Source organism: Thioalkalivibrio nitratireducens DSM 14787 (genome assembly GCF_000321415.2).
In the GTDB taxonomy this organism is placed as follows: domain Bacteria; phylum Pseudomonadota; class Gammaproteobacteria; order Ectothiorhodospirales; family Ectothiorhodospiraceae; genus Thioalkalivibrio; species Thioalkalivibrio nitratireducens.
Map to the genome: position 1 here is coordinate 438,444 of NC_019902.2, position 17,928 is coordinate 456,371.

At 68.2% G+C, this 17,928-nt stretch carries 18 protein-coding genes and 1 pseudogene; 5 read left to right on the forward strand and 14 right to left on the reverse strand.

The window, feature by feature from the left end:
• Nucleotides 1-80 precede the first annotated feature (80 nt).
• Together TVNIR_RS02100 and TVNIR_RS02105 are read right to left on the reverse strand one after the other, a co-directional pair.
• Nucleotides 81-563 (reverse strand): DUF192 domain-containing protein, encoded by a 483-nt coding sequence (locus TVNIR_RS02100; RefSeq protein ID WP_015257314.1) that lies wholly within the window; start codon nt 561-563, stop codon nt 81-83.
• The gene (locus TVNIR_RS02105; RefSeq protein ID WP_015257315.1) at nt 560-832 is read right to left on the reverse strand and encodes a heavy-metal-associated domain-containing protein; all 273 of its coding nucleotides are present in this window, start codon (nt 830-832) and stop codon (nt 560-562) included. Before TVNIR_RS02105 ends, TVNIR_RS02100 begins: the two co-directional genes overlap by 4 nt.
• A gap of 80 nt (nt 833-912) precedes the next feature.
• Between TVNIR_RS02105 and ilvD the strand changes: the two genes are divergently transcribed.
• A complete protein-coding gene (gene ilvD, locus TVNIR_RS02110; RefSeq protein ID WP_015257316.1) occupies nt 913-2,781 on the forward strand; it encodes a dihydroxy-acid dehydratase in 1,869 nt (622 codons plus the stop codon).
• Between the two features lie 25 nt (nt 2,782-2,806).
• Here ilvD and TVNIR_RS02115 read toward each other — a convergent pair whose 3' ends face one another.
• The 3 genes from TVNIR_RS02115 to TVNIR_RS02125 form a co-directional block, all read right to left on the reverse strand.
• Nucleotides 2,807-3,520: an FKBP-type peptidyl-prolyl cis-trans isomerase gene (locus TVNIR_RS02115; protein WP_015257317.1), complete on the reverse strand. Its 714-nt coding sequence runs from the start codon at nt 3,518-3,520 to the stop codon at nt 2,807-2,809.
• A 131-nt stretch (nt 3,521-3,651) separates the two neighbouring features.
• Complete coding sequence (locus TVNIR_RS02120) at nt 3,652-5,745, reverse strand: DUF1631 family protein (RefSeq protein ID WP_237251707.1); 2,094 nt, start codon at nt 5,743-5,745, stop codon at nt 3,652-3,654.
• A gap of 75 nt (nt 5,746-5,820) precedes the next feature.
• Nucleotides 5,821-6,417: a DUF502 domain-containing protein gene (locus TVNIR_RS02125; RefSeq protein ID WP_015257319.1), complete on the reverse strand. Its 597-nt coding sequence runs from the start codon at nt 6,415-6,417 to the stop codon at nt 5,821-5,823.
• Nucleotides 6,418-6,552: 135 nt separating this feature from the next.
• Here TVNIR_RS02125 and TVNIR_RS02130 point away from each other — a divergent pair, with 135 nt between their 5' ends.
• Complete coding sequence (locus tag TVNIR_RS02130) at nt 6,553-8,268, forward strand: potassium/proton antiporter (protein WP_043739994.1); 1,716 nt, start codon at nt 6,553-6,555, stop codon at nt 8,266-8,268.
• A 26-nt stretch (nt 8,269-8,294) separates the two neighbouring features.
• On the opposite strand, the gene TVNIR_RS02135 is transcribed toward TVNIR_RS02130, so the two are convergent.
• A complete protein-coding gene (locus TVNIR_RS02135; protein WP_015257322.1) occupies nt 8,295-10,304 on the reverse strand; it encodes a UvrD-helicase domain-containing protein in 2,010 nt (669 codons plus the stop codon).
• A gap of 198 nt (nt 10,305-10,502) precedes the next feature.
• On the opposite strand from TVNIR_RS02135, the gene TVNIR_RS18505 reads away from it, so the two are divergent.
• The 3 genes from TVNIR_RS18505 to TVNIR_RS02145 all read left to right on the forward strand — a co-directional run bounded on the left by TVNIR_RS18505 (nt 10,503) and on the right by TVNIR_RS02145 (nt 11,944).
• The gene (locus TVNIR_RS18505) at nt 10,503-10,661 is read left to right on the forward strand and encodes an entericidin A/B family lipoprotein (RefSeq protein WP_083499319.1); all 159 of its coding nucleotides are present in this window, start codon (nt 10,503-10,505) and stop codon (nt 10,659-10,661) included.
• A 123-nt stretch (nt 10,662-10,784) separates the two neighbouring features.
• Complete coding sequence (gene ampD / locus TVNIR_RS02140; protein ID WP_015257323.1) at nt 10,785-11,351, forward strand: 1,6-anhydro-N-acetylmuramyl-L-alanine amidase AmpD; 567 nt, start codon at nt 10,785-10,787, stop codon at nt 11,349-11,351.
• Nucleotides 11,348-11,944: a histidine phosphatase family protein gene (locus tag TVNIR_RS02145; RefSeq protein ID WP_015257324.1), complete on the forward strand. Its 597-nt coding sequence runs from the start codon at nt 11,348-11,350 to the stop codon at nt 11,942-11,944. Before ampD ends, TVNIR_RS02145 begins: the two co-directional genes overlap by 4 nt.
• Nucleotide 11,945: 1 nt before the next feature.
• Here TVNIR_RS02145 and TVNIR_RS02150 read toward each other — a convergent pair whose 3' ends face one another.
• The 8 genes and pseudogenes from TVNIR_RS02150 to aroQ all read right to left on the reverse strand — a co-directional run bounded on the left by TVNIR_RS02150 (nt 11,946) and on the right by aroQ (nt 17,732).
• A complete protein-coding gene (locus TVNIR_RS02150; RefSeq protein WP_015257325.1) occupies nt 11,946-12,278 on the reverse strand; it encodes a DUF2322 family protein in 333 nt (110 codons plus the stop codon).
• 76 nt (nt 12,279-12,354) lie between these two features.
• Nucleotides 12,355-12,627, reverse strand: a complete 273-nt coding sequence (locus tag TVNIR_RS02155) for a helix-turn-helix domain-containing protein (protein ID WP_237251838.1) — start codon at nt 12,625-12,627, stop codon at nt 12,355-12,357.
• Nucleotides 12,628-12,692: 65 nt separating this feature from the next.
• Nucleotides 12,693-13,718, reverse strand: a complete 1,026-nt coding sequence (gene dusB / locus TVNIR_RS02160; RefSeq protein WP_043739998.1) for a tRNA dihydrouridine synthase DusB — start codon at nt 13,716-13,718, stop codon at nt 12,693-12,695.
• Nucleotides 13,719-13,732: 14 nt separating this feature from the next.
• Nucleotides 13,733-14,191 carry a DUF3426 domain-containing protein gene (locus tag TVNIR_RS19965; protein ID WP_015257328.1) on the reverse strand — a complete coding sequence of 153 codons (459 nt, stop codon included), beginning with the start codon at nt 14,189-14,191 and terminating at the stop codon, nt 13,733-13,735.
• A gap of 354 nt (nt 14,192-14,545) precedes the next feature.
• Complete coding sequence (gene prmA / locus TVNIR_RS02170) at nt 14,546-15,439, reverse strand: 50S ribosomal protein L11 methyltransferase (protein ID WP_015257329.1); 894 nt, start codon at nt 15,437-15,439, stop codon at nt 14,546-14,548.
• Nucleotides 15,436-16,782 carry an acetyl-CoA carboxylase biotin carboxylase subunit gene (accC, locus tag TVNIR_RS02175; protein WP_015257330.1) on the reverse strand — a complete coding sequence of 449 codons (1,347 nt, stop codon included), beginning with the start codon at nt 16,780-16,782 and terminating at the stop codon, nt 15,436-15,438. The genes prmA and accC overlap by 4 nt, the downstream gene beginning before the upstream one ends.
• Before the next feature lie 43 nt (nt 16,783-16,825).
• Nucleotides 16,826-17,281, reverse strand: a complete 456-nt coding sequence (accB, locus tag TVNIR_RS02180; RefSeq protein WP_015257331.1) for an acetyl-CoA carboxylase biotin carboxyl carrier protein — start codon at nt 17,279-17,281, stop codon at nt 16,826-16,828.
• A gap of 6 nt (nt 17,282-17,287) precedes the next feature.
• A pseudogene (gene aroQ / locus TVNIR_RS18510) lies at nt 17,288-17,732 on the reverse strand (type II 3-dehydroquinate dehydratase).
• Between the last annotated feature and the right edge of the window lie 196 nt (nt 17,733-17,928).

Genomic DNA, 17,928 nt, shown 5'->3' on the forward strand with positions numbered 1-17,928 from the left:
TCAAACCCTTTGTTCCGTGTCTGTCTGTGCTTTCCGTGGCTCGCCTTTTCATCTTGCAGGGTGGCCGCTGGCCATGAAAGTTAACGCCGTTCGTCGGACAACCGCTGCAGCACGCGTTCGAGATCGCCGATGCGGTCGCCCGGGCCCAGGCCGTGGCGTTCGAACCAGCCCTGGTTGACCTCCAGCGCGTAGCGCGCGCGCCCGTGCGAACGATGTGGTCGGAGTGATCGCGGCTCCATGTCGGCGATGTTCAGGATGCGGAAATCGCGGTCGAGGAATGCCACCGACAGGGGAACGAAGGTGTTCTTCATCCACATCGCCACCACCTGATCCGCAGGCCAGACGAACAGCATCCCGTGATCCTCCGGCAGGTGTTCGCGGAACATCAGCCCGCGGCTCATCGTTTCCGGGGTGGCGGCGATCTCGACTGTCAGCGTCCGGTCCGCGAGGCGCAGCTCCGCCACCGGGAGGCCGGTGGCCGTGCTCGCCACGGCAACGAGCAGCACTACGGCCGCGGTGCAGGCCGCGAACCAGCGCGGGATGCCGGCCCCGGGAGCGCTCATTCGCTGTCCATGCGCCCGACCGCGCAGCTGACGAACGACTTGGCCTTCGCGCCGGCCGACTTCAGACCCTGCACCGATCCTTTCTCGGGATAGCCCATCGACGCGAGCCGGCCCGCAATCTCGGCGCGACGGGTGTCGTCGGCCTGGATCTCCACCACGCCGCCCTCGATGTCGACCGCCACGGTGTCGACCCCCTCGATCTCCAGCAGGCCCTTGCGGATACTGCTCGCGCAGCCGCCGCACTTGATGTTTTCTACCTCGATGCGCATGGGATCCTCCGCGGGTTTCGCCAAGCCTTAATCGGAAATTGTATCATTCCGGTTTCCAAGAGTGTTCAAGGAACTCCGGCATGCCCCAGTACCGTTCCCGCACCACCACCCATGGACGCAACATGGCCGGGGCACGCGCCCTCTGGCGCGCTACCGGCATGCACGACAGCGATTTCGGCAAACCGATCATCGCGATCGCGAATTCGTTCACCCAGTTCGTGCCCGGCCACGTGCATCTGAAGGATCTCGGGCAGCTGGTCGCGCGCGAGGTGGAGAAGGCCGGCGGGGTAGCCAAGGAGTTCAATACCATTGCGGTCGACGACGGGATCGCGATGGGGCATTCGGGCATGCTGTACAGCCTGCCGTCGCGGGAGCTGATCTCGGATGCGGTCGAGTACATGGTCAACGCGCATTGTGCGGATGCACTGGTCTGCATCTCCAATTGCGACAAGATCACCCCGGGAATGCTGAACGCCGCGCTGCGCCTGAACATCCCGGTCGTGTTCGTGTCCGGTGGCCCGATGGAGGCCGGCAAGGTCGTGCGCGACGGCAACGTGCTCCACCTCGACCTGGTCGATGCGATGGTGGTGGCCGCCGACCCGAGCCAGAGCGATGCCGATGTGGCGGCGTACGAGCGTTCCGCATGCCCAACCTGCGGTTCCTGTTCTGGAATGTTCACCGCAAATTCGATGAACTGCCTGACCGAGGCGCTGGGGTTGTCGCTGCCCGGCAACGGCTCGCTGCTCGCGACCCACGCCGGCCGGCGCGAACTGTTTCTCGAGGCCGGCCGGCTGGTCGTCGATCTGGCCCGCCGCTATTACGAGCAGGACGACGCGTCGGTACTTCCGCGCTCGGTCGCGAGCTTCGCGGCCTTCGAAAACGCGATGGCGCTCGACATCGCGATGGGCGGGTCGACCAACACTGTACTGCACCTGCTCGCCGCGGCCCGGGAGGCCGGGGTCGACTTCACGATGGCCGACATCGACCGGCTCTCGCGCCGGGTGCCGAACATCTGCAAGGTGGCGCCGGCCACGCAGCTGTACCACATGGAGGACGTGCACCGCGCCGGAGGGGTGCTGGGCATTCTCGGCGAACTCGACCGTGGCGGGCTGGTGCACCGCGACGTGCCGACCGTGCACAGTGCGACTCTCGGCGACGCGCTGGACCAATGGGACGTGGTGCGCAGCGATGCCGAGCAGGCGCGCACGCGCTATCTGGCCGCTCCGGGCGGGATCCCGACCCAGGTCGCGTTTTCGCAGGACGCGACCTGGGACGACTTGGATCTCGATCGCGCGAACGGCTGCATCCGCGACATCGAGCACGCCTACTCCCGGGACGGCGGTCTGGCGGTGCTCTACGGCAACATCGCCGTCGAAGGCTGTATCGTGAAGACTGCGGGAGTCGACGCGTCGATCCTGACATTCAGCGGTCCGGCGCGGATCTTCGAAAGCCAGGACGCCGCGGTCGAGGCGATCCTCGGCGACCGGATCGCGAAAGGCGACGTGGTGATCATCCGCTACGAGGGCCCGAAGGGTGGACCCGGGATGCAGGAGATGCTGTACCCGACCAGCTACCTGAAATCCAAGGGGCTGGGCAAAGCCTGTGCGCTGATCACCGACGGTCGATTCTCCGGCGGCACCTCGGGCCTGTCCATCGGTCATGCTTCGCCCGAGGCGGCGCAGGGCGGTGCGATCGGCCTGGTCGAGGAAGGCGATTTGATCGAGATCGACATCCCGCAGCGGCGGATCGACGCCAGAGTGTCGGACGAGGAACTGGCCGCGCGGCGTGCGCGCATGGAGGCGCGTGGGGAGTGGGCGTGGCAGCCGGTGAACCGCAACCGTGTCGTCAGCCAGGCGCTGCAGGCCTACGCGCTGATGACCACCTCGGCGTCCCGCGGCGCGGTGCGCGACGTCTCGCAGCTCATCGGCCAGGCGGCTCCCCCGGAGTAGCCGGCAACGGCGGGGCCGGCCGGGGTCAGCCCCGGCGCGCACCCTCGGCGATCTCGCGGTTGACGGCCTGCCCTTCGGCGATCCAGCGGGTGATTCCGTCGGTCACGTTGTAGAGCCGTTCGTAATGCAACTGCTCGGCGAGCGCACGTGCCAGCACCGCGGTGCGGCTGCCGGTACGGCAGATCAGCGCCACCGGCTCGTCCTTCGCGACCAGCTTCTGGAATTCGGAGACGAACCCGGGTTCGAGCCGACCGAATCCGTCGAACGCGGTCAGGAGATGGCTGCCCTCGACTACGCCGGTCTGGCGCCACTCCTCGGGGCGGCGGATGTCGACGACCTTCACGCCGCCGGCCATCATCTCGGCCAGGCCCCGGTTGTCGAGTTCCGAGTAGGGCGGGGTTCGAACCTCCAGCAGTTCCACCTCGAAGCGCAGCGTGGCGTTCGGCGGGATCACACCGCCGGCCCCGTGCGCCCCGTAACCGAGTTCCGGCGGGATGATCAGCTCCCGGATCTCGCCGACGCGCATGCCTTCGATGCCGCGTTCCCAGCCCGGAATCACGCGCCCGGCACCGAGTGGCAGCGTGAACGGTTGGCCGCGGTCGCGGCTGGAATCGAACTGGGTGCCGTCGTCGAGCCAGCCGGTATAGTGCACCGTCACTTCGGTGTTGGGCGTGGCCTCGGGACCGTCACCGGTCTTCAGCACGTTGATCTTCAGTTCTTCGGCGTTGGCAGGAGTCATCAGCAGGCTCGGCAGCAGGAGGAGGTCAGGCGCAGCGCGTCGGCGCCGCTTCGGGAAAGGGTGTTGAACCGAGCGCGGATTCTGACACCGTTCGCGCAACGGGCAAAGGGTCCCGCGTGCCGGCCGGGCGCTCAGCGCAGGATGACATCGATCGGATTGTCGTGCGGCAGCATGCGCATCCGGCCCTCGCGCAGCTCGTTCGCGACCCCCTGCAGGCTGTGGCGGCGCTCGGAGCCCCCGTCGAGCGGGATGAACAGGAAGCTCCGGGTAGCCTCCCCGCGCCAGGCGAGTGCCATGCGCTGCAGGCGGCCGTTGGTGCGGTCGACGAATTCGCACCAGTCACCCGCCCGGATGCGGTTTGCCTCGAAGACGTGGATGTCGTCGAAGTCCGGCAGCAGGTCGGGGTCGTCGTCGCGCAGGCGCACCGACCGTCGCCTGCGTAGACTCTGCTGCGGGTCGAATGCGGCTGCGTCCGGCGGCGGGCGCAGATGCTGGAGATGCGCCTGCCCCAGGCGGGCGAACACGGACCGGATCCGCGCGTCCGGAATCCCCAGGCGCTGAGCGTCGGCCAGCGCCTGGCGTACCAGCGCGTTGACCTCGGTCGGGCTGGCCATTCGGCAGATCGCGCGAACCACCGCGCGGAGGTCGAGATCGAGCCGTTGTTCTCCGTCCGGAAGCAGATCCAGGATCTCGCCCCAGGCGTCGGCAATCTGTCGAGCCGCGTCCTCGGGCAGGGTGGCCCCGGTCTCCAGCACGCACACCGTGACCCCGCGGCAGGCGCGTGCAACGTGCTCTTCGTGGCGCAGCGGCCGGATGCGGTCCTCGTGCATCTCCTGCCAGCGGGCCAGATCCCGGACCGTCTCCCAAGACCAGTCTGCGAGCAGTGCCTGGGCCTGCACGCGGTCCATGGCGTCGGCCCCCGAACGCAGCCGGTCGGCAAAGCGGTGCAGACGCTCCAGTTGCCGCTCGACCGCGCCGCCGGTGTCGTCCGGGCTGTCCGGCGTGATGCGGGCGCCGGCGTTGACGACTTGCCCGAGCCAGATCCGCAGCGGGTGCCGGCGCTCGCGGAAGAAATCGAGGTCGCGTGCCACAACCGTCGACAGCGGAGGCAGGATCGCCAGCACGCCCTCTTCGGCGCCTGGGTGAAAGCCGATCTGCCGGAGGATCTGACGCAGGATCGCGTCCAGCAGCTCCCGGATCAGGACCTGGAGCGAGTCGCGCGTGACCGGCCCGGCGCCGGTTGCCGAGCCAGCCGCAGCGACGGGAGGATCCCCGGTCATGCCCATGTCACCGTGGGCCTGCACGGCGGGTATGCCGGCCGTGCCGCCCGAGCCTGCGCCATGCAGCAGGACGCGGGCCCAGCGGGCCCACGCATCCGGATCCTCGCGGGCGTCGGGCATCGGTCCCGCCCAGCCGTGGCTCGGCGCGGCACGGGCGCTCTCCCTGCCCGTCCCTGAGGGCTGCGCGCTGCCAGATCCTGGCTGGCGGTAGTCGTTCCAGGACGCTGCGGGTACTGCGTCCGTATCCGGTTCGAGGGTCGGTGCAGGATCCGTCACCAGTCCGCAGGCGTCGACCGCTTCTGCGACCGTGGTCAGAAGCCCGCTGCCTGATCGTGCCAGGCACTGCACATAGGCATCCATCAGTTCCAGCGCCGCCCGGCTGCGGCCCAGGTGCCGTTCGGCCGCCTCGAACAGGCGCTCGAACCAGTGCAGTGGCGACCATGGTGCCCAGTTGGGGTGTTCAAACCGATCGCCCTCCCGCGCCGCCTGGTACAGGATCAGGTGGGAATAGGCATGTTCGCCGCGGATCAGCGCCTCGAGGCCGTGGCGCAGCGATCGGCGTGCGGTCTGGTAGTCGTCGAGGACCTTGAGTCCGCTGTCGTCGGCTGCGAAACCGATTCCCGAGAACTCGTAGGCGGGCGGGTAGCGGGTGTCACGAAGGTCGTCGCGGATGGCGGTATCGAAGTCCTGCGCGATCGGGAAACGGCCCAGTTCCAGGCTCCACCGGGCCCGTTCGCTGTCGTGTTCGTCGAGCGACTGCCCGGAAGTCCAGCGCTGGGTGGTGCTGCGCAGACAGCCCGCGAGGTGGCCCACTACGGCGGGTGCGATCGTGACCACGAGTTCTTCGCGCTGTTCCGGGCTCAGGCCGGCCAGGCCCTGCCAGCGCGGTTTCCCGGCGGGCGGTGTCGCGGTGGGGTCGTTGCGGTCTTCCTTGGACGTCATCATGTGCTCCCCCGGTGCAGTCCGGCCGGGTGTGGGCGTGCTGCCGGGCCGGGGTTCATCCGCGGCGGAACGAGTGGTTCACGCGCCGTTTCGGCGTGCCGAAACGCCAGCGGTCAGCGTATAGCGCATCGCGTCCTCTAGCGAAAGATCCAGCGGCTCGACCTGGTCACGCGGTAGCATGATTGTGTAGCCCCCGATCTGGTAGCTCATCGGGAGGTAGACCGCGATGCGACCACCCGAACCGAGGTTCTCCGGAAGGCCCTCGAAATCCTCGCGGGTGACGAATCCCACCAGCCGGTAGTCGGTGCCGGGGAAACTGACCAGCACGGCGGCCCCGAACTGCTTCTGGATGTCCCCGGAGACGACGTTCATCACGTCGCGTACGATGCCGTAGATCGTCTTGATCACCGGGATCCGCTGCATCCAGTCTTCGAGCCACGCAAACAGGCCCTGTACCACGTACGCGCGCAGTAGCACGCCGATCCCGAAAATCAGCGCGATGGCGATGATCAGACCGAGCCCGGGGAAGTACAGCACGTCGGGAAGCAGGTACTGCAGGAGGCCTCCGAGCAGGCTTTCGGCCGTCGAGCCGAGCCACCAGAACAGCGCCACAGTGATCGCGATCGGCAGAATGGCTGCGAGGCCGGTCAGGAAGGTGCGCGTGAAGCCTTTCACAGGGTTTCCTCCGAAATGGGGGTGCCCGCCGCAACGGCGGGGTCCACGCCTGCACACTGTACAGGAATGGTTCCCGTAGCCGAAAAGGGCGAAGCGCGGTCCGGGCTGACCGGGCGATCGGTTACCCTGACCGCCATGGACTGGACCCATCAGATCATCTTTTTCGGCGCTTTGGTGGTGCTTGGCAGCATCCTGTCCAGCGTGGTGACCTCGCGCCTGGGGGTGCCACTGCTCCTGGTGTTTCTGGGCATCGGCATGCTGCTGGGTCCGGAGGGTCCGGGCGGCCTGATTTTCGAGAACATCCCGCTGGCCCACCTGTTCGGGTCGGCCGCGCTGGCGGTGATCCTGTTCGACGGAGGGCTACGTACTTCGGTGCGCAATTTCCGCATCGGTTTGAAACCTGCGCTGGGTTTGGCCACGGTCGGGGTTGTGCTGACCTCGGGACTTACCGGCCTGTTCGCGTACTGGTGGCTCGGGCTCTCCTGGCTCGAGTCCCTGCTGCTGGGAGCGATCGTCGGCTCGACCGATGCAGCCGCGGTGTTCTCGCTGCTGCACTCGCGCGGGCTGGAGCTCAAGAGCCGGGTCGGCACCACGCTGGAGATCGAATCCGGAAGCAACGATCCGATGGCGATCTTCCTGACCATAGTGCTGATCGAGCTGATCCTGATGCCCGATGCCACGTTCGGCTGGCTGGTCGTCGCCGAGTTCGCGCAGCAGATGGGGCTGGGTGCCGCCTTCGGTCTGCTCGGCGGGTTGGTGCTGCTGGGCGTGATCAACCGGCTGCCGATGTCGCCCGGCTTCTACCCGCTGGCTGCGCTGGCCGGGGCCCTGCTGATTTTCGGAGTGACCGGGATGCTCGGCGGCAGCGGCTTCCTGGCCGTGTACCTCGCCGGCCTGGTGATGGGCAACCGGTCGATGGAGTCGAGCCAGAACATCAAGCGTTTCCACGACGGCATCGCGTCCCTGTCCCAGATCGGCATGTTCCTGATGCTGGGGGTGATCGTGACCCCGTCGGAACTCCTGCCGGTGGCGCTGGATGCGGGTCTGCTCGCTGCGGTGTTGATCCTGCTGGCGCGTCCGATCGCGGTCGCGGTCTGCCTGGCCCCGTTCCGGTTCCCGTGGCGCGAACAGGTGTTCATCGGCTGGGTCGGCCTGCGGGGCGCGGTGCCGATCATCCTGGCGCTGTTTCCGCTGCTGGCCGGGCTCGGTTCCGCCGAGTATTTCTTTCACGTGGTCTTCTTCGTGGTGCTGATCTCACTGGTCGTGCAGGGGTGGACAGTCGCGCCCGCGGCGCGCTGGCTGGGGCTCGAGCTGCCTCCGAACAGCGCGCGGGTGCAGCGCACCCACCTGGACATCCCGGGGCAGCAGGAGATGGAACTGATCGGGTATCGGCTTGCCGAGAACACACCGGTGGTGCGCGAGGCCTGGTCGAACTTCCGGCTGCCCCGCAGCGCCCGCGTGGTCGCCCACCTGCGTGGCGGTCGGCTGCTCGACGGTCTCGAGGTGCTGGATCTGCGTGCCGGGGATCACCTGTTCATCATGGTTGCGCCGAACGAGCTGCCGGACCTGGACCGGCTGTTCCTCGCGACCGAGGTTCCCGATCGCCTGAGCGAACGCAGCGTGTTCGGCGAGTTCGTGCTGAACGGGAATGCCCAGCTCGGGGCGGTAGCGGTGGCCTATGGTGCCACGGTGCCTGTGGAGGATCGTGGGCGGACGCTGGAAGAGTTCCTGCGTTCCCGGCTGGTGGCCGAGCCGGTGGTCGGCGACGCGGTGGACCTGGACCGGGTACGCCTGGTGGTGCGCGAGATGGAAGGCGCGCGCATTACCCGCGTCGGCCTGAAGCTGCTCTGATGCCTCCGCCCCGGCGCAGCCTGTTGTCAGCCGCGAAGCATTGCCTTCAGGCCCGCGAGATGAGCCTTCGCGGTCATGCGCTGGGTCTCGGGGTCCGGCGGTTTCGCGTCGGGCCATTCCAGGTGATCCGCAGGGAGCTCATCCAGGAACCGCGAAGGTACGCAGTCGATGGCCTCGCCGTAGCGCGCGCGCCGTGCGGCGTAGGTCAGCGTCAGCGTCTCGCGTGCCCGGGTGAGCCCGACGTACGCGAGTCGCCGCTCTTCCTCGAGGTTGTCCTCCTCCAGGCTGACCCGGTGCGGCAGCAGCTCCTCCTCGAACCCGACCAGGAAGACATGCGGGAACTCGAGTCCCTTCGCGGTGTGCAGGGTCAGCAGCTGCACGGCATCCTGGTCCTGTTCCTCGCGCTGGCGCTCGAGGATGTCCATCAGGCTGATGCGCGCCACCACGTCGTCGAGCCCGAGCGTGTCGCCGTCCGGCGTTCCGGGGCGGGCAACCCGACCGACCCAGTCGATGAACTCCCGCACCTGGTCCATGCGCCGGGAGGCAGCGCGGGGGTTCGGGCTGGTATCCATCAGCCAGGCCTCGTAGTCGGTCTCGTCGACGACACGTCGCAACAGCCCGTCCGGGGTGTTGGATTCGGCCAGCGTGCGCATCTCGCCGACCCAGTCGCTGAACCGGGACAGGCGCAGCTGCCCGCGGCTGTCCAGATGCTCGCCGAGCCCGATCCCGCCGGCGGCCCGCAACAGCGAACAGCCGCGCTGGTGGGCATGGTGCCCAAGCTTCTCCAGCGTGGCCGGACCGATCTCGCGCCTGGGCACGTTGACCACGCGCAGGAACGCCGGGTTGTCGTCGGGGTTGACCAGCAGGCGCAGGTACGCTGCGAGATCGCGGATTTCGGAACGCTCGAAGAACGACTGCCCGCCGCTGATCCGGTAGGGGATCGCCTGTTCGCGCAGCAGTTTCTCGAACGGCCGGGACTGGTGATTGCTTCGGTACAGGATCGCGAAGTCCGCCCAGCGTGCCCGCAGTCGGAAGCGCTGGCGCATCAGCTCGGATACCACCCGCGCGGTCTCGGCTTCGGCATCGGAGCAGGCGATCACCCGGATCGGCTCGCCTTCGCCCAGCGCACTCCAGAGGCGCTTCTCGTACAGGTGTGGGTTGTGCCCGATCAGCTGGTTGGCGGCCGCGAGGATGCGGTTGGTCGAGCGGTAGTTCTGCTCCAGCTTGATCACCTCCAGACGCGCGAAATCCTGCTGCAGGCGGGCGAGATTCTCGGGCCGGGCGCCGCGCCAGGCGTAGATCGACTGATCGTCGTCGCCGACCACGGTCAGTCCGGGGCTCACGCCCACCAGCAGCTGCACCAGCCGGTATTGGGCACCGTTGGTGTCCTGGTACTCGTCGACCAGCAAGTGCCGGATGCGATTCTGCCAACGCTCGCGCAGCGTGGCGTCGGCGGCCAGCGTCGCCACGGGCCCGAGGATCAGGTCGTCGAAATCCACCGCGTTGTACGCCGACAGCGCCTGCTGGTAGCGCCGATAGACGCGGGCCGCGAGCTGCTCCTCGGGATCCGCAGCGTGGCTTTCGGCCTGCTCCGGGTCCACCAGCGCGTTCTTCCAGGCACTGATGCGAGCGAGCAGCGCCTCCGGCACGCCAGGGTCGTTGTCGCGGTGCGTGATCTCGCGCAGCAGCTGGCGGCAGTCGCCTGGGTCCAGCACCGAGAACCCGGTGCGCAATCCCGCCGCGTCCAGTTCCCGGCGCAGGAAGTTCAGGCCGAAGGTGTGAAACGTCGACACCGTCAGGCCACGTCCCTGCTCGCGGTCCAGACGGCCACGGACGCGTTCGAGCATCTCGCGCGCGGCCTTGTTGGTGAAAGTGATCGCGACGATGCTGCGGGCGGGCAGACCGCGCCGCTCGATCAGGTAGGCGATCTTTTCGGTGATCACACGCGTCTTGCCGGAGCCGGCGCCGGCAAGCACCAGCGTCGGGCGGTCGGCGGTGGTGATCGCCGCGCGTTGTTGGGGGTTGAGTTCGAGCACGCAAGGCCGTATCGGTTTTCGGGTGAGCGGGCGGGGGCACCGTCCCGGCGCGGAATCTCCTATGATAAGTCACGGGGTCCCGAATTCGATGCCGGCAGCGTGGCCCCGGAGTTGCGGCTGTCCCGGCCCCGGTGGCGCAATCGACGCCGCCGCTGCCCGGGCGCCGCTGGCGATTTACGGCCTAGGAGCGAGAGAGCGATGCGTCGAACGATATCCTGGACAGTCCTGTTGACGGGGCTTGTGGTGTTCGCGGCAGGCGGACTCGGTGGTTGCGGTACGGTCGAGGGCTTTGGTAAGGATGTGCAGAAAGGTGGCGAGGCCATCGAGCGGGCGGCTGAGCGTCACAAGTCGGACTGACCGTGGCATGAGACGTACCGGGATCCGTTGGCGGCGTTTCCTGCAACTGGAGCCGATGCGTTCGTGTCTGTGAATGATGTGCCTGTGAATGACTCGCCGGGCGACGCGGAGATCGGAGCCGCTATGGCCGGATCCGGCGATGCGCGGGCGTGGTGGCCGCAGGCGCGGATCCGGCCCAGTCCGAACCGCGATCTCCGTCCCGCGGGCATGGAGCCGGAACTGATCGTGATCCACTCGATCAGCCTGCCGCCCTGCGAGTTCGGCGGGCCGTTCATCGGGCAGCTGTTCATGAACGCGCTGGAACCCCAAGCGCACCCCTATTTTGCCGCGATTGCAGATCTGAGGGTGTCTGCGCATGTGGTCATCGGCCGTGATGGAGAGGCGGCCCAGTACGTGCCGTTCACCGAACGCGCCTGGCACGCGGGCGTGTCGAGCTGGCACGGCCGCGAGCGCTGCAACGACTTCTCGATCGGCATCGAACTCGAGGGCTGCGACGAATGTCCGTTCACGCCGGCCCAGTACCAGCGACTCGCCAGTCTGATCGCCTGGCTGCGTGAGCGGTTCCCGGGGCTCGCGGGCGACACGCTGGTCGGGCATGCGGATATCGCGCCGGGTCGCAAGACCGATCCCGGGCCATACTTCGACTGGCAGCACCTGGCAGCACGCCTGGAAGGAGAGGCCAACGCATGATCATCGACCTGTTGCGCCACGGCGAGCCACGCGGCGGGGTTCGCTACCGCGGGCACGGCTGTGACGATCCGCTGAGCGAACAGGGATGGCGCCAGATGTGGCAGGCGGTCGGGGAATCCTCGGTCGACTGGCCGTGGGACGGCGTGCTGTCGTCTCCGCTGGCGCGCTGCCGGGACTTCGCCGAGGCGCTGTGCGCGCGCCGGCCGATGCCCCTGCGCGTCGCATCGGGCCTGCGCGAGGTGGGATTCGGGGATTGGGAAGGACTGACCCGCGAGCAGGTCCGCGGCGGGCACCCCGACGAGTACCGCGCGTTCTATGCTGACCCGGTCGCCAATCGCCCGCCGGGCGCCGAGCCGCTGGCGGATTTCCGCCGGCGCGTGGAGGCCACGCTGGCGGCCGAGAGCGCGGCGCTGGGGGTGCGGAAGATCCTGGTGGTCGCGCACGCCGGTGTGATCCGTGCGGTGATCGGCTGGGTCATGGACGCGCCCGACGCGGCGATCTATCGGATCGAATGCGACTATGGAAGCATCAGCCGGGTCAGCCGCGACGCCGAGCGCGGCTGGCGCGTCGGGTTCACCAACCGCCGTCGGTGATTCAGGAACCCTTGCGCGTGTCGGACCCGCGTTCCCCCGCGGCCACCGCGTGCACCGAAAGGAAACGGTCGTTGATGATGATGTCGAACAGGCGGTCGATGTTCGGATGCTTGCCGGGGTTGCGCCGGGCATCGGCGACGTGCTCCCCGTAGCGCAGCAGCGCCGAGTTCGCGGCCTTCGGTCCGATGCCGCCGAAGGTGCGGGCGGCATGGTAGTAGATCTGCAGCGAGAGACGCTGGCCGTCGCGGTTCTCGATCACCGCGACCGGGGTGTAGTCGTCCGCGAACAGTTCCAGGCGGTCGATTTGGCTGACGTCGGGAAGATCGCTGCCCATAGAAGCCTCCGGTCCGGCGGGTGCCTGGAATATTGCGGCAAGCCCGGCGCCGGGACAAGGCACCGGTCATAGCCCACTAGAGCAGGTCGTGCGCACGCAGCTTCTTGCGCAGCGTCGCGCGGTTGAGCCCGAGCAGGCTGGCCGCGCGGGTCTGGTTGCCACCGCAACGCTCCAGCACGCACGCTAGTAGCGGGCGCTCGACCTCGGCCATCACCAGCGCGTAGATGTCGCCGGCGTCCTCGCCATTGAGAGTTCCGAAATAGTCGTCCAGTGCAGCGCGCACATGCTCCGCCAGCCGGTGCGGGGTCTGTGCCCCGGGACGGGCAGGTACCTTTGAAGCGGCGTCCATCGAATAGTTCATGCGGCTTGCCCCCGAATCCGAGCAGGTTCTTGTTGTCGTTGTATCCATGGCGTTCAGTCCCCGGTGACGATCGAAACGTCGTCGTCCCCCGGGGCGGGCGGCACCGTGCGGGGCCCCGCCGACCGGCCGAACATCGTGCGGATGGCGGCGAGCTGCTCACCGGCGTCGGCCAGTTCGAGCAGCGGGCGTCGGTCGATCTCCGGGCGGTTGTGCAGAAGATACCAGCCTATGTGCTTGCGTGCGATACGCACCCCCTGATCCTGCCCGTACTGGCGATGCAGGGCCGCTACGTGTTCCTCGATCAGCCGGCCCAGGGCCTCGCGACCCGGGGGGGGAGGCACGGGCCGGCCGTCCAGCGCAGCCCGGATCCGGCCGGGCAGCCAGGGCCGTCCCTGCGCCCCGCGTCCGATCATCAGCCCGGCCGCGCCGGTTTGCCGGAGCACGGCGGTTGCGTGTTCCACCGTGGTGATGTCGCCGTTCGCGAGCACCGGGATCCCGACCGCGTCGACCACCGCGGCGATCGCCCGGTAGTCGACCTCCCCCCGGTAACCACAGGCGCGGGTGCGTCCGTGTACCGTAAGCATCGCGACGCCGGCGCGTTCGGCGATGCGCGCGATGCGCGTCGCGGTCAGATGATCGCGGTCGATGCCGAGCCGCATCTTCAGCGTCACCGGCACTGTCACGGCGGCGGTCAGGGCCTGCAACAGCCGTTCGACCAAGTCCTCATCGGCCAGCAGGGCCGAGCCCGCCGCTTTCCGGCACACTTTCTTCGCCGGGCAGCCGAGGTTTAGGTCGATGATGTCGGCTCCGCGGGCAACGTTCTCGCGGGCCGCCTGCGCCAGTCGGTCCGGCTCGTTGCCCAGCAGTTGCACGATCCGGGGGGCGGGCTCGCCCCGGTGATCCAGCCGATGCCGTGTCTTCGCAGTGTCCCAGAGCCGCGTGTCCGAGGTCACCATCTCGGACACGGCGCCACTCGCCCCGAGGCGGCGGCAGAGCTGCCGGAAGGGCCGGTCACTGACCCCCGCCATCGGGGCCAGGAAAACCACGGGACCGGGAAACCGGTGCGTTCCGAGCTGGATGCCGCGTTCAGCGGTCACAGGGGCCAGACCATCACGCCTTCGGGGCGTTGAGGGCTGCCCCGGACCTCGAGCCGCAGGGAGCGGCGTTCGTGTGGGGCGAGGTCGGGGACTGCAGTCACGTCAAGAAACTCCTTCGGGCGCCAGCGACCCTGGGCGAGCACCCGGCCATGGCGATCGGACAGCGCCATCTCCAGCAGCGGCCAGGGCTGGGGCTGCTCCAAGGTATTGACCAGTTCCAGGTCGACCCGCAGCACGTTCGGCCCCTGCGGCTGGAACTGCAGCCCCTCGATGCGCACCGCCCCGGGAACTCGCCAGACGGCGTCGGTGCAGGGCAGGTGGCTGCAGATCCGGTCGCCCAGGGCGCGGAGTTCGGGGTGCGGACCCAGGCGGTTCCGTTCGTGCACCAGGAACTGGGCGAACAGCAGAGCGATCAGTGCTAGACCCGCCAGCAGCCCCGCCAGGCGGGCGACCATTCCCGGTCCGCGATCGGGCGCGGGCTCGAGCCACGCGGGCGGCCGGGGCTGCATCGGGCGCTTGGATGTGACGGCGGGCGGGGCTTCCGTCGCCTCGGCTCCGATCCCGGCTGCAGGTCCGGCAAGTGCCGTCGAACGGTGCGGCAGCCGCACCGCGCCCCAGCTGGTGCCGGCAGTCTCGAACTCCAGGGCCGGCAAAAAGGCAAAGACTTCATGGCAGTTGCTGCAGCGGTGCTTTCGGGGCGCGCGGCCGATGCGGTAACGCACTGCATGACCGGCACCGCAACTGGGGCAGCGAACGATCATCGTCTGGTGGCCGGGACGGGACCTGCGATGGCGGTCGCAGCCCCTACGTCAGCGGCGCTGGCCGACCAGCAGGACCCAGTCATCGCGTCGGTCTCCGATGGCGATGTCGAAGGCATCGCGGTATGCCGCCATCACCGGCTCGGCCTGCCGGTCGAGCAGCCCGGCCAGCAGTAGCCGGGCGCCCGGGCGGGCAGCGCGGGCGAGTGTCGGGGCGAGCTCAATCAATGGGCCGGCCAGGATATTGGCCAGTACCAGGTCGAACGCGGCGGCCGGCGGATCCCGGTCCGGCGTTGCGGTCGGCAGTCGTGGCTCGTCGATTCCATTGCGTGCCGCGTTCAGGCGTGTTGCCTGAAGCGCCTGCGGGTCGATGTCGACGCCGAGTGCGGAGGTCGCGCCCAGCTTCAGCGACGCGATCGCCAGGATTCCCGAACCGCAGCCGTAGTCGAGCACGGTCTGGCCGGCTGGCGGAACTGCCGCGAGTGCCGCCAGGCACATCGCGGTGGTCGGGTGGCTGCCGGTGCCGAACGCAAGCCCTGGATCCAGATGCACGTAGACGCCATTCGGGACGTCGGGCGGCGTCTCCCACGACGGTACGATCCACAACGGGCCGCCACTGTGGATCCGGGTCAGGCCGGCCAGCCCTGCGCGCACCCAGTCGCGGTCATCGAGCGCCGACAGCTGCGTGCCCACCGGCGCCGCGCCCGGCGTCGAATCCTGGGCCTGGAGGGCGGCGCGGGCGATCTCCGCCTGCAGCGGATCCCGGAAGAGGGCCCGAAGCCGGACCGACGACCACAGCGGGTGGGTGCCGGGCGGTGGTTCGAACAGCGGTTCGTCTCCGGCGTCGAACAATTCGACGCTCTGCGCCCCGAGGGCGAACAGCCGATCCTCGAGGCCTTCCGCATTTTCGGGGCTGGTCTCGAGTTCCAGTTCGGTCAGACTCATGGCCCGGCCTTCAGTTTCTTCTCGAGGTAATGGATGTTGGCCCCGCCCTTGCGGAAATTCGCGTCGTTCATCAGGTCGATGTGCAGCGGAATGTTCGTCCGGATGCCATCGATCACGATCTCCCCGAGGGCCCCGCGCATGCGCGCGATCGCGATATCCCGTGTGGGCCCGTAGGCGATCAGCTTCGCGATCATCGAGTCGTAATACGGCGGCACCTTGTAGCCGTTGTACAGATGCGTGTCCACCCGGATGCCCGGCCCGCCGGGTGCGTGGTACTGGGTCACCGTCCCGGGGCTGGGCAGGAAATGCACCGGATCCTCGGCGTTGATCCGGCATTCAATCGCATGGCCGTGTATCCGGATGTCGGATTGATCGATCGACAGCGCTTCGCCGGCCGCGACCCGGATCTGCTCGCGGACCAGGTCCACCCCGGTGATCTCTTCGGTGACCGGATGTTCGACCTGCAGGCGCGTGTTCATCTCGATGAAATAGAACTGACCGTTCTCGAACAGGAACTCGAAGGTACCCGCGCCGCGGTAGCCGATCTCCAGGCAGGCGCGGATCAGGCGCTGGCTCATCGAATCGCGCATCTCCGGCGTGATCCCGGGGGCCGGCGCCTCTTCGATCACCTTCTGGTGGCGGCGTTGCATCGAACAGTCGCGCTCGCCCAGGCACACCGCGTTGCCGTGGGTGTCGGCGAGCATCTGGAATTCGACGTGACGGGGGTGTTCCAGGTATTTCTCCATGTACAGGGTGTCGTTGCCGAAGGCCTGGCGCGCCTCGTTGCGGGTCAGCGCGATCGAGTTCAGCAGCGCGCCCTCGGTATGCACCACCCGCATCCCGCGGCCCCCGCCGCCGCCGGACGCCTTCACGATCACCGGGTAGCCGATCTCGCGTGCCATCCGGACGTTCTCCTCCGGATCCTCGCCCAGCGCGCCGTCGGATCCGGGCACGCAGGGGACGCCGGCCGCAAGCATCGCGTTCTTCGCCGACACCTTGTCGCCCATCAGGCGGATCGTCTCGGCCCGTGGCCCGATGAATGCGAAGCCGCTGGATTCCACCCGCTCGGCAAAATCGGCGTTCTCGGACAGGAAACCGTAGCCCGGGTGAATCGCCCCGGCATCGGTGACCTCGGCCGCGGAGATGATCGCCGGGATGTTCAGGTAGCTCTCGCTGGACGCGGCGGGTCCGATACAGACGGTCTCGTCGGCCAGGCGTACGTGCTTGAGGTCACGGTCGGCCTCCGAGTGGGCAGCGACGGTGGCAATGCCCATCTCGCGGCAGGCACGCAGCACCCTGAGGGCGATCTCGCCACGGTTTGCGATCAGGATCTTTTCCAGCATGCGAATCCCTGCCTGGCTACTCGTGAATCGGTATGCGTGGCGCCTACTCGATGATGAAGAGCGGCTGGCCGTATTCGACCGGATGCCCGTTCTCGACGAGCACGTCGCGAATCGTTCCCGCCTTGTCCGCCTCGATCGGGTTGAGCATCTTCATGGCCTCGATGATGCACAGGGTGTCCCCGATCGCCACGGTGGTGCCCACCTCGACGAACGGGCGTGCACCCGGGCTTGGCGCCCGGTAGAACGTGCCTACCATCGGCGCGGTCACCCGGTGGCCGCTCGGCTCCGGCTCCGGCGTTTCCGCGGCGGGAGGAGGGGACGTGGCGGGAGCCGGGGCGGATGCGGCCTGCGCGGCCGGCATCGGTGGCGCCATGAAAGTCTGGGCGTTGGGAGCCGAGCGGGTGATGCGCACCGATTCCTCGCCTTCGTGAATCTCGATCTCGTGGATCCCGCTTTCGTCGAGCAGGTCGATCAGCTTCTTGACCTTGCGAATGTCCATGGTGAACTAAGGCTCCTCGATGGCTGCAATGGCGGCGTCGAGCGCCAGCCGATAACCCGTTACGCCAAGGCCGGTGATCGGTTCCGGATGCGACGTCCGACAGGTAGGAGTGGCGCCGAAACGGTTCCCGTGCATGTACGTTGCTGACGTGGACTTCGATGAACGGAATCGCCACCGCCAGCAGGGCATCGCGCAGACTCACGCTGGTATGCGTGAGGCCGCCGGGATTGATCACGATATGGGCCACACCCCCGGACCGCGCTGCGTGAATCCGGTCGATCAGTTCGCCCTCGTGGTTGCTCTGGAAACAGTGCAGACGGTGCCCCGCCCGCGCCGCGCGCGTCTGCAGTGACGCCTCCAGTTCGGCCAGCGTGGTCGATCCGTAACGCTCCGGCTCACGGCTCCCGAGCAGGTTCAGGTTGGGGCCGTTCAGCAGCAGCAGGTCAGCCATGACGGGAGGTATCGGTCGCGATCCTGTCTTGAATCAGTGGGAAACGTGCGTGAATCGCCCGCTTCGGTGACGGGATTCTGCCGTAGCGGAGTGCGGCCTGTCCAGCGCCGCCCGCGGATTCTGCGCGGGCGGCGCCGCAGGCGGTCGGGTGCGTGATCATGCCGCTGCCGTGGCACGCCAGGCAGCGGGCTCAGCA

Bases quoted from the DNA above. Each gene is read 5' to 3' on its own strand.
- TVNIR_RS02100 (WP_015257314.1), bottom strand. From the start codon at position 563: ATGAGCGCTCCCGGGGCCGGCATCCCGCGCTGGTTCGCGGCCTGCACC.
- TVNIR_RS02105 (WP_015257315.1), bottom strand. From the start codon at position 832: ATGCGCATCGAGGTAGAAAACATCAAGTGCGGCGGCTGCGCGAGCAGT.
- ilvD (WP_015257316.1), top strand. From the start codon at position 913: ATGCCCCAGTACCGTTCCCGCACCACCACCCATGGACGCAACATGGCC.
- TVNIR_RS02115 (WP_015257317.1), bottom strand. From the start codon at position 3,520: ATGACTCCTGCCAACGCCGAAGAACTGAAGATCAACGTGCTGAAGACC.
- TVNIR_RS02120 (WP_237251707.1), bottom strand. From the start codon at position 5,745: ATGATGACGTCCAAGGAAGACCGCAACGACCCCACCGCGACACCGCCC.
- TVNIR_RS02130 (WP_043739994.1), top strand. From the start codon at position 6,553: ATGGACTGGACCCATCAGATCATCTTTTTCGGCGCTTTGGTGGTGCTT.
- TVNIR_RS18505 (WP_083499319.1), top strand. From the start codon at position 10,503: ATGCGTCGAACGATATCCTGGACAGTCCTGTTGACGGGGCTTGTGGTG.
- ampD (WP_015257323.1), top strand. From the start codon at position 10,785: ATGGCCGGATCCGGCGATGCGCGGGCGTGGTGGCCGCAGGCGCGGATC.
- TVNIR_RS02145 (WP_015257324.1), top strand. From the start codon at position 11,348: ATGATCATCGACCTGTTGCGCCACGGCGAGCCACGCGGCGGGGTTCGC.
- TVNIR_RS02150 (WP_015257325.1), bottom strand. From the start codon at position 12,278: ATGGGCAGCGATCTTCCCGACGTCAGCCAAATCGACCGCCTGGAACTG.
- TVNIR_RS02155 (WP_237251838.1), bottom strand. From the start codon at position 12,627: ATGGACGCCGCTTCAAAGGTACCTGCCCGTCCCGGGGCACAGACCCCG.
- TVNIR_RS19965 (WP_015257328.1), bottom strand. From the start codon at position 14,191: ATGGTCGCCCGCCTGGCGGGGCTGCTGGCGGGTCTAGCACTGATCGCT.
- prmA (WP_015257329.1), bottom strand. From the start codon at position 15,439: ATGAGTCTGACCGAACTGGAACTCGAGACCAGCCCCGAAAATGCGGAA.
- accC (WP_015257330.1), bottom strand. From the start codon at position 16,782: ATGCTGGAAAAGATCCTGATCGCAAACCGTGGCGAGATCGCCCTCAGG.
- accB (WP_015257331.1), bottom strand. From the start codon at position 17,281: ATGGACATTCGCAAGGTCAAGAAGCTGATCGACCTGCTCGACGAAAGC.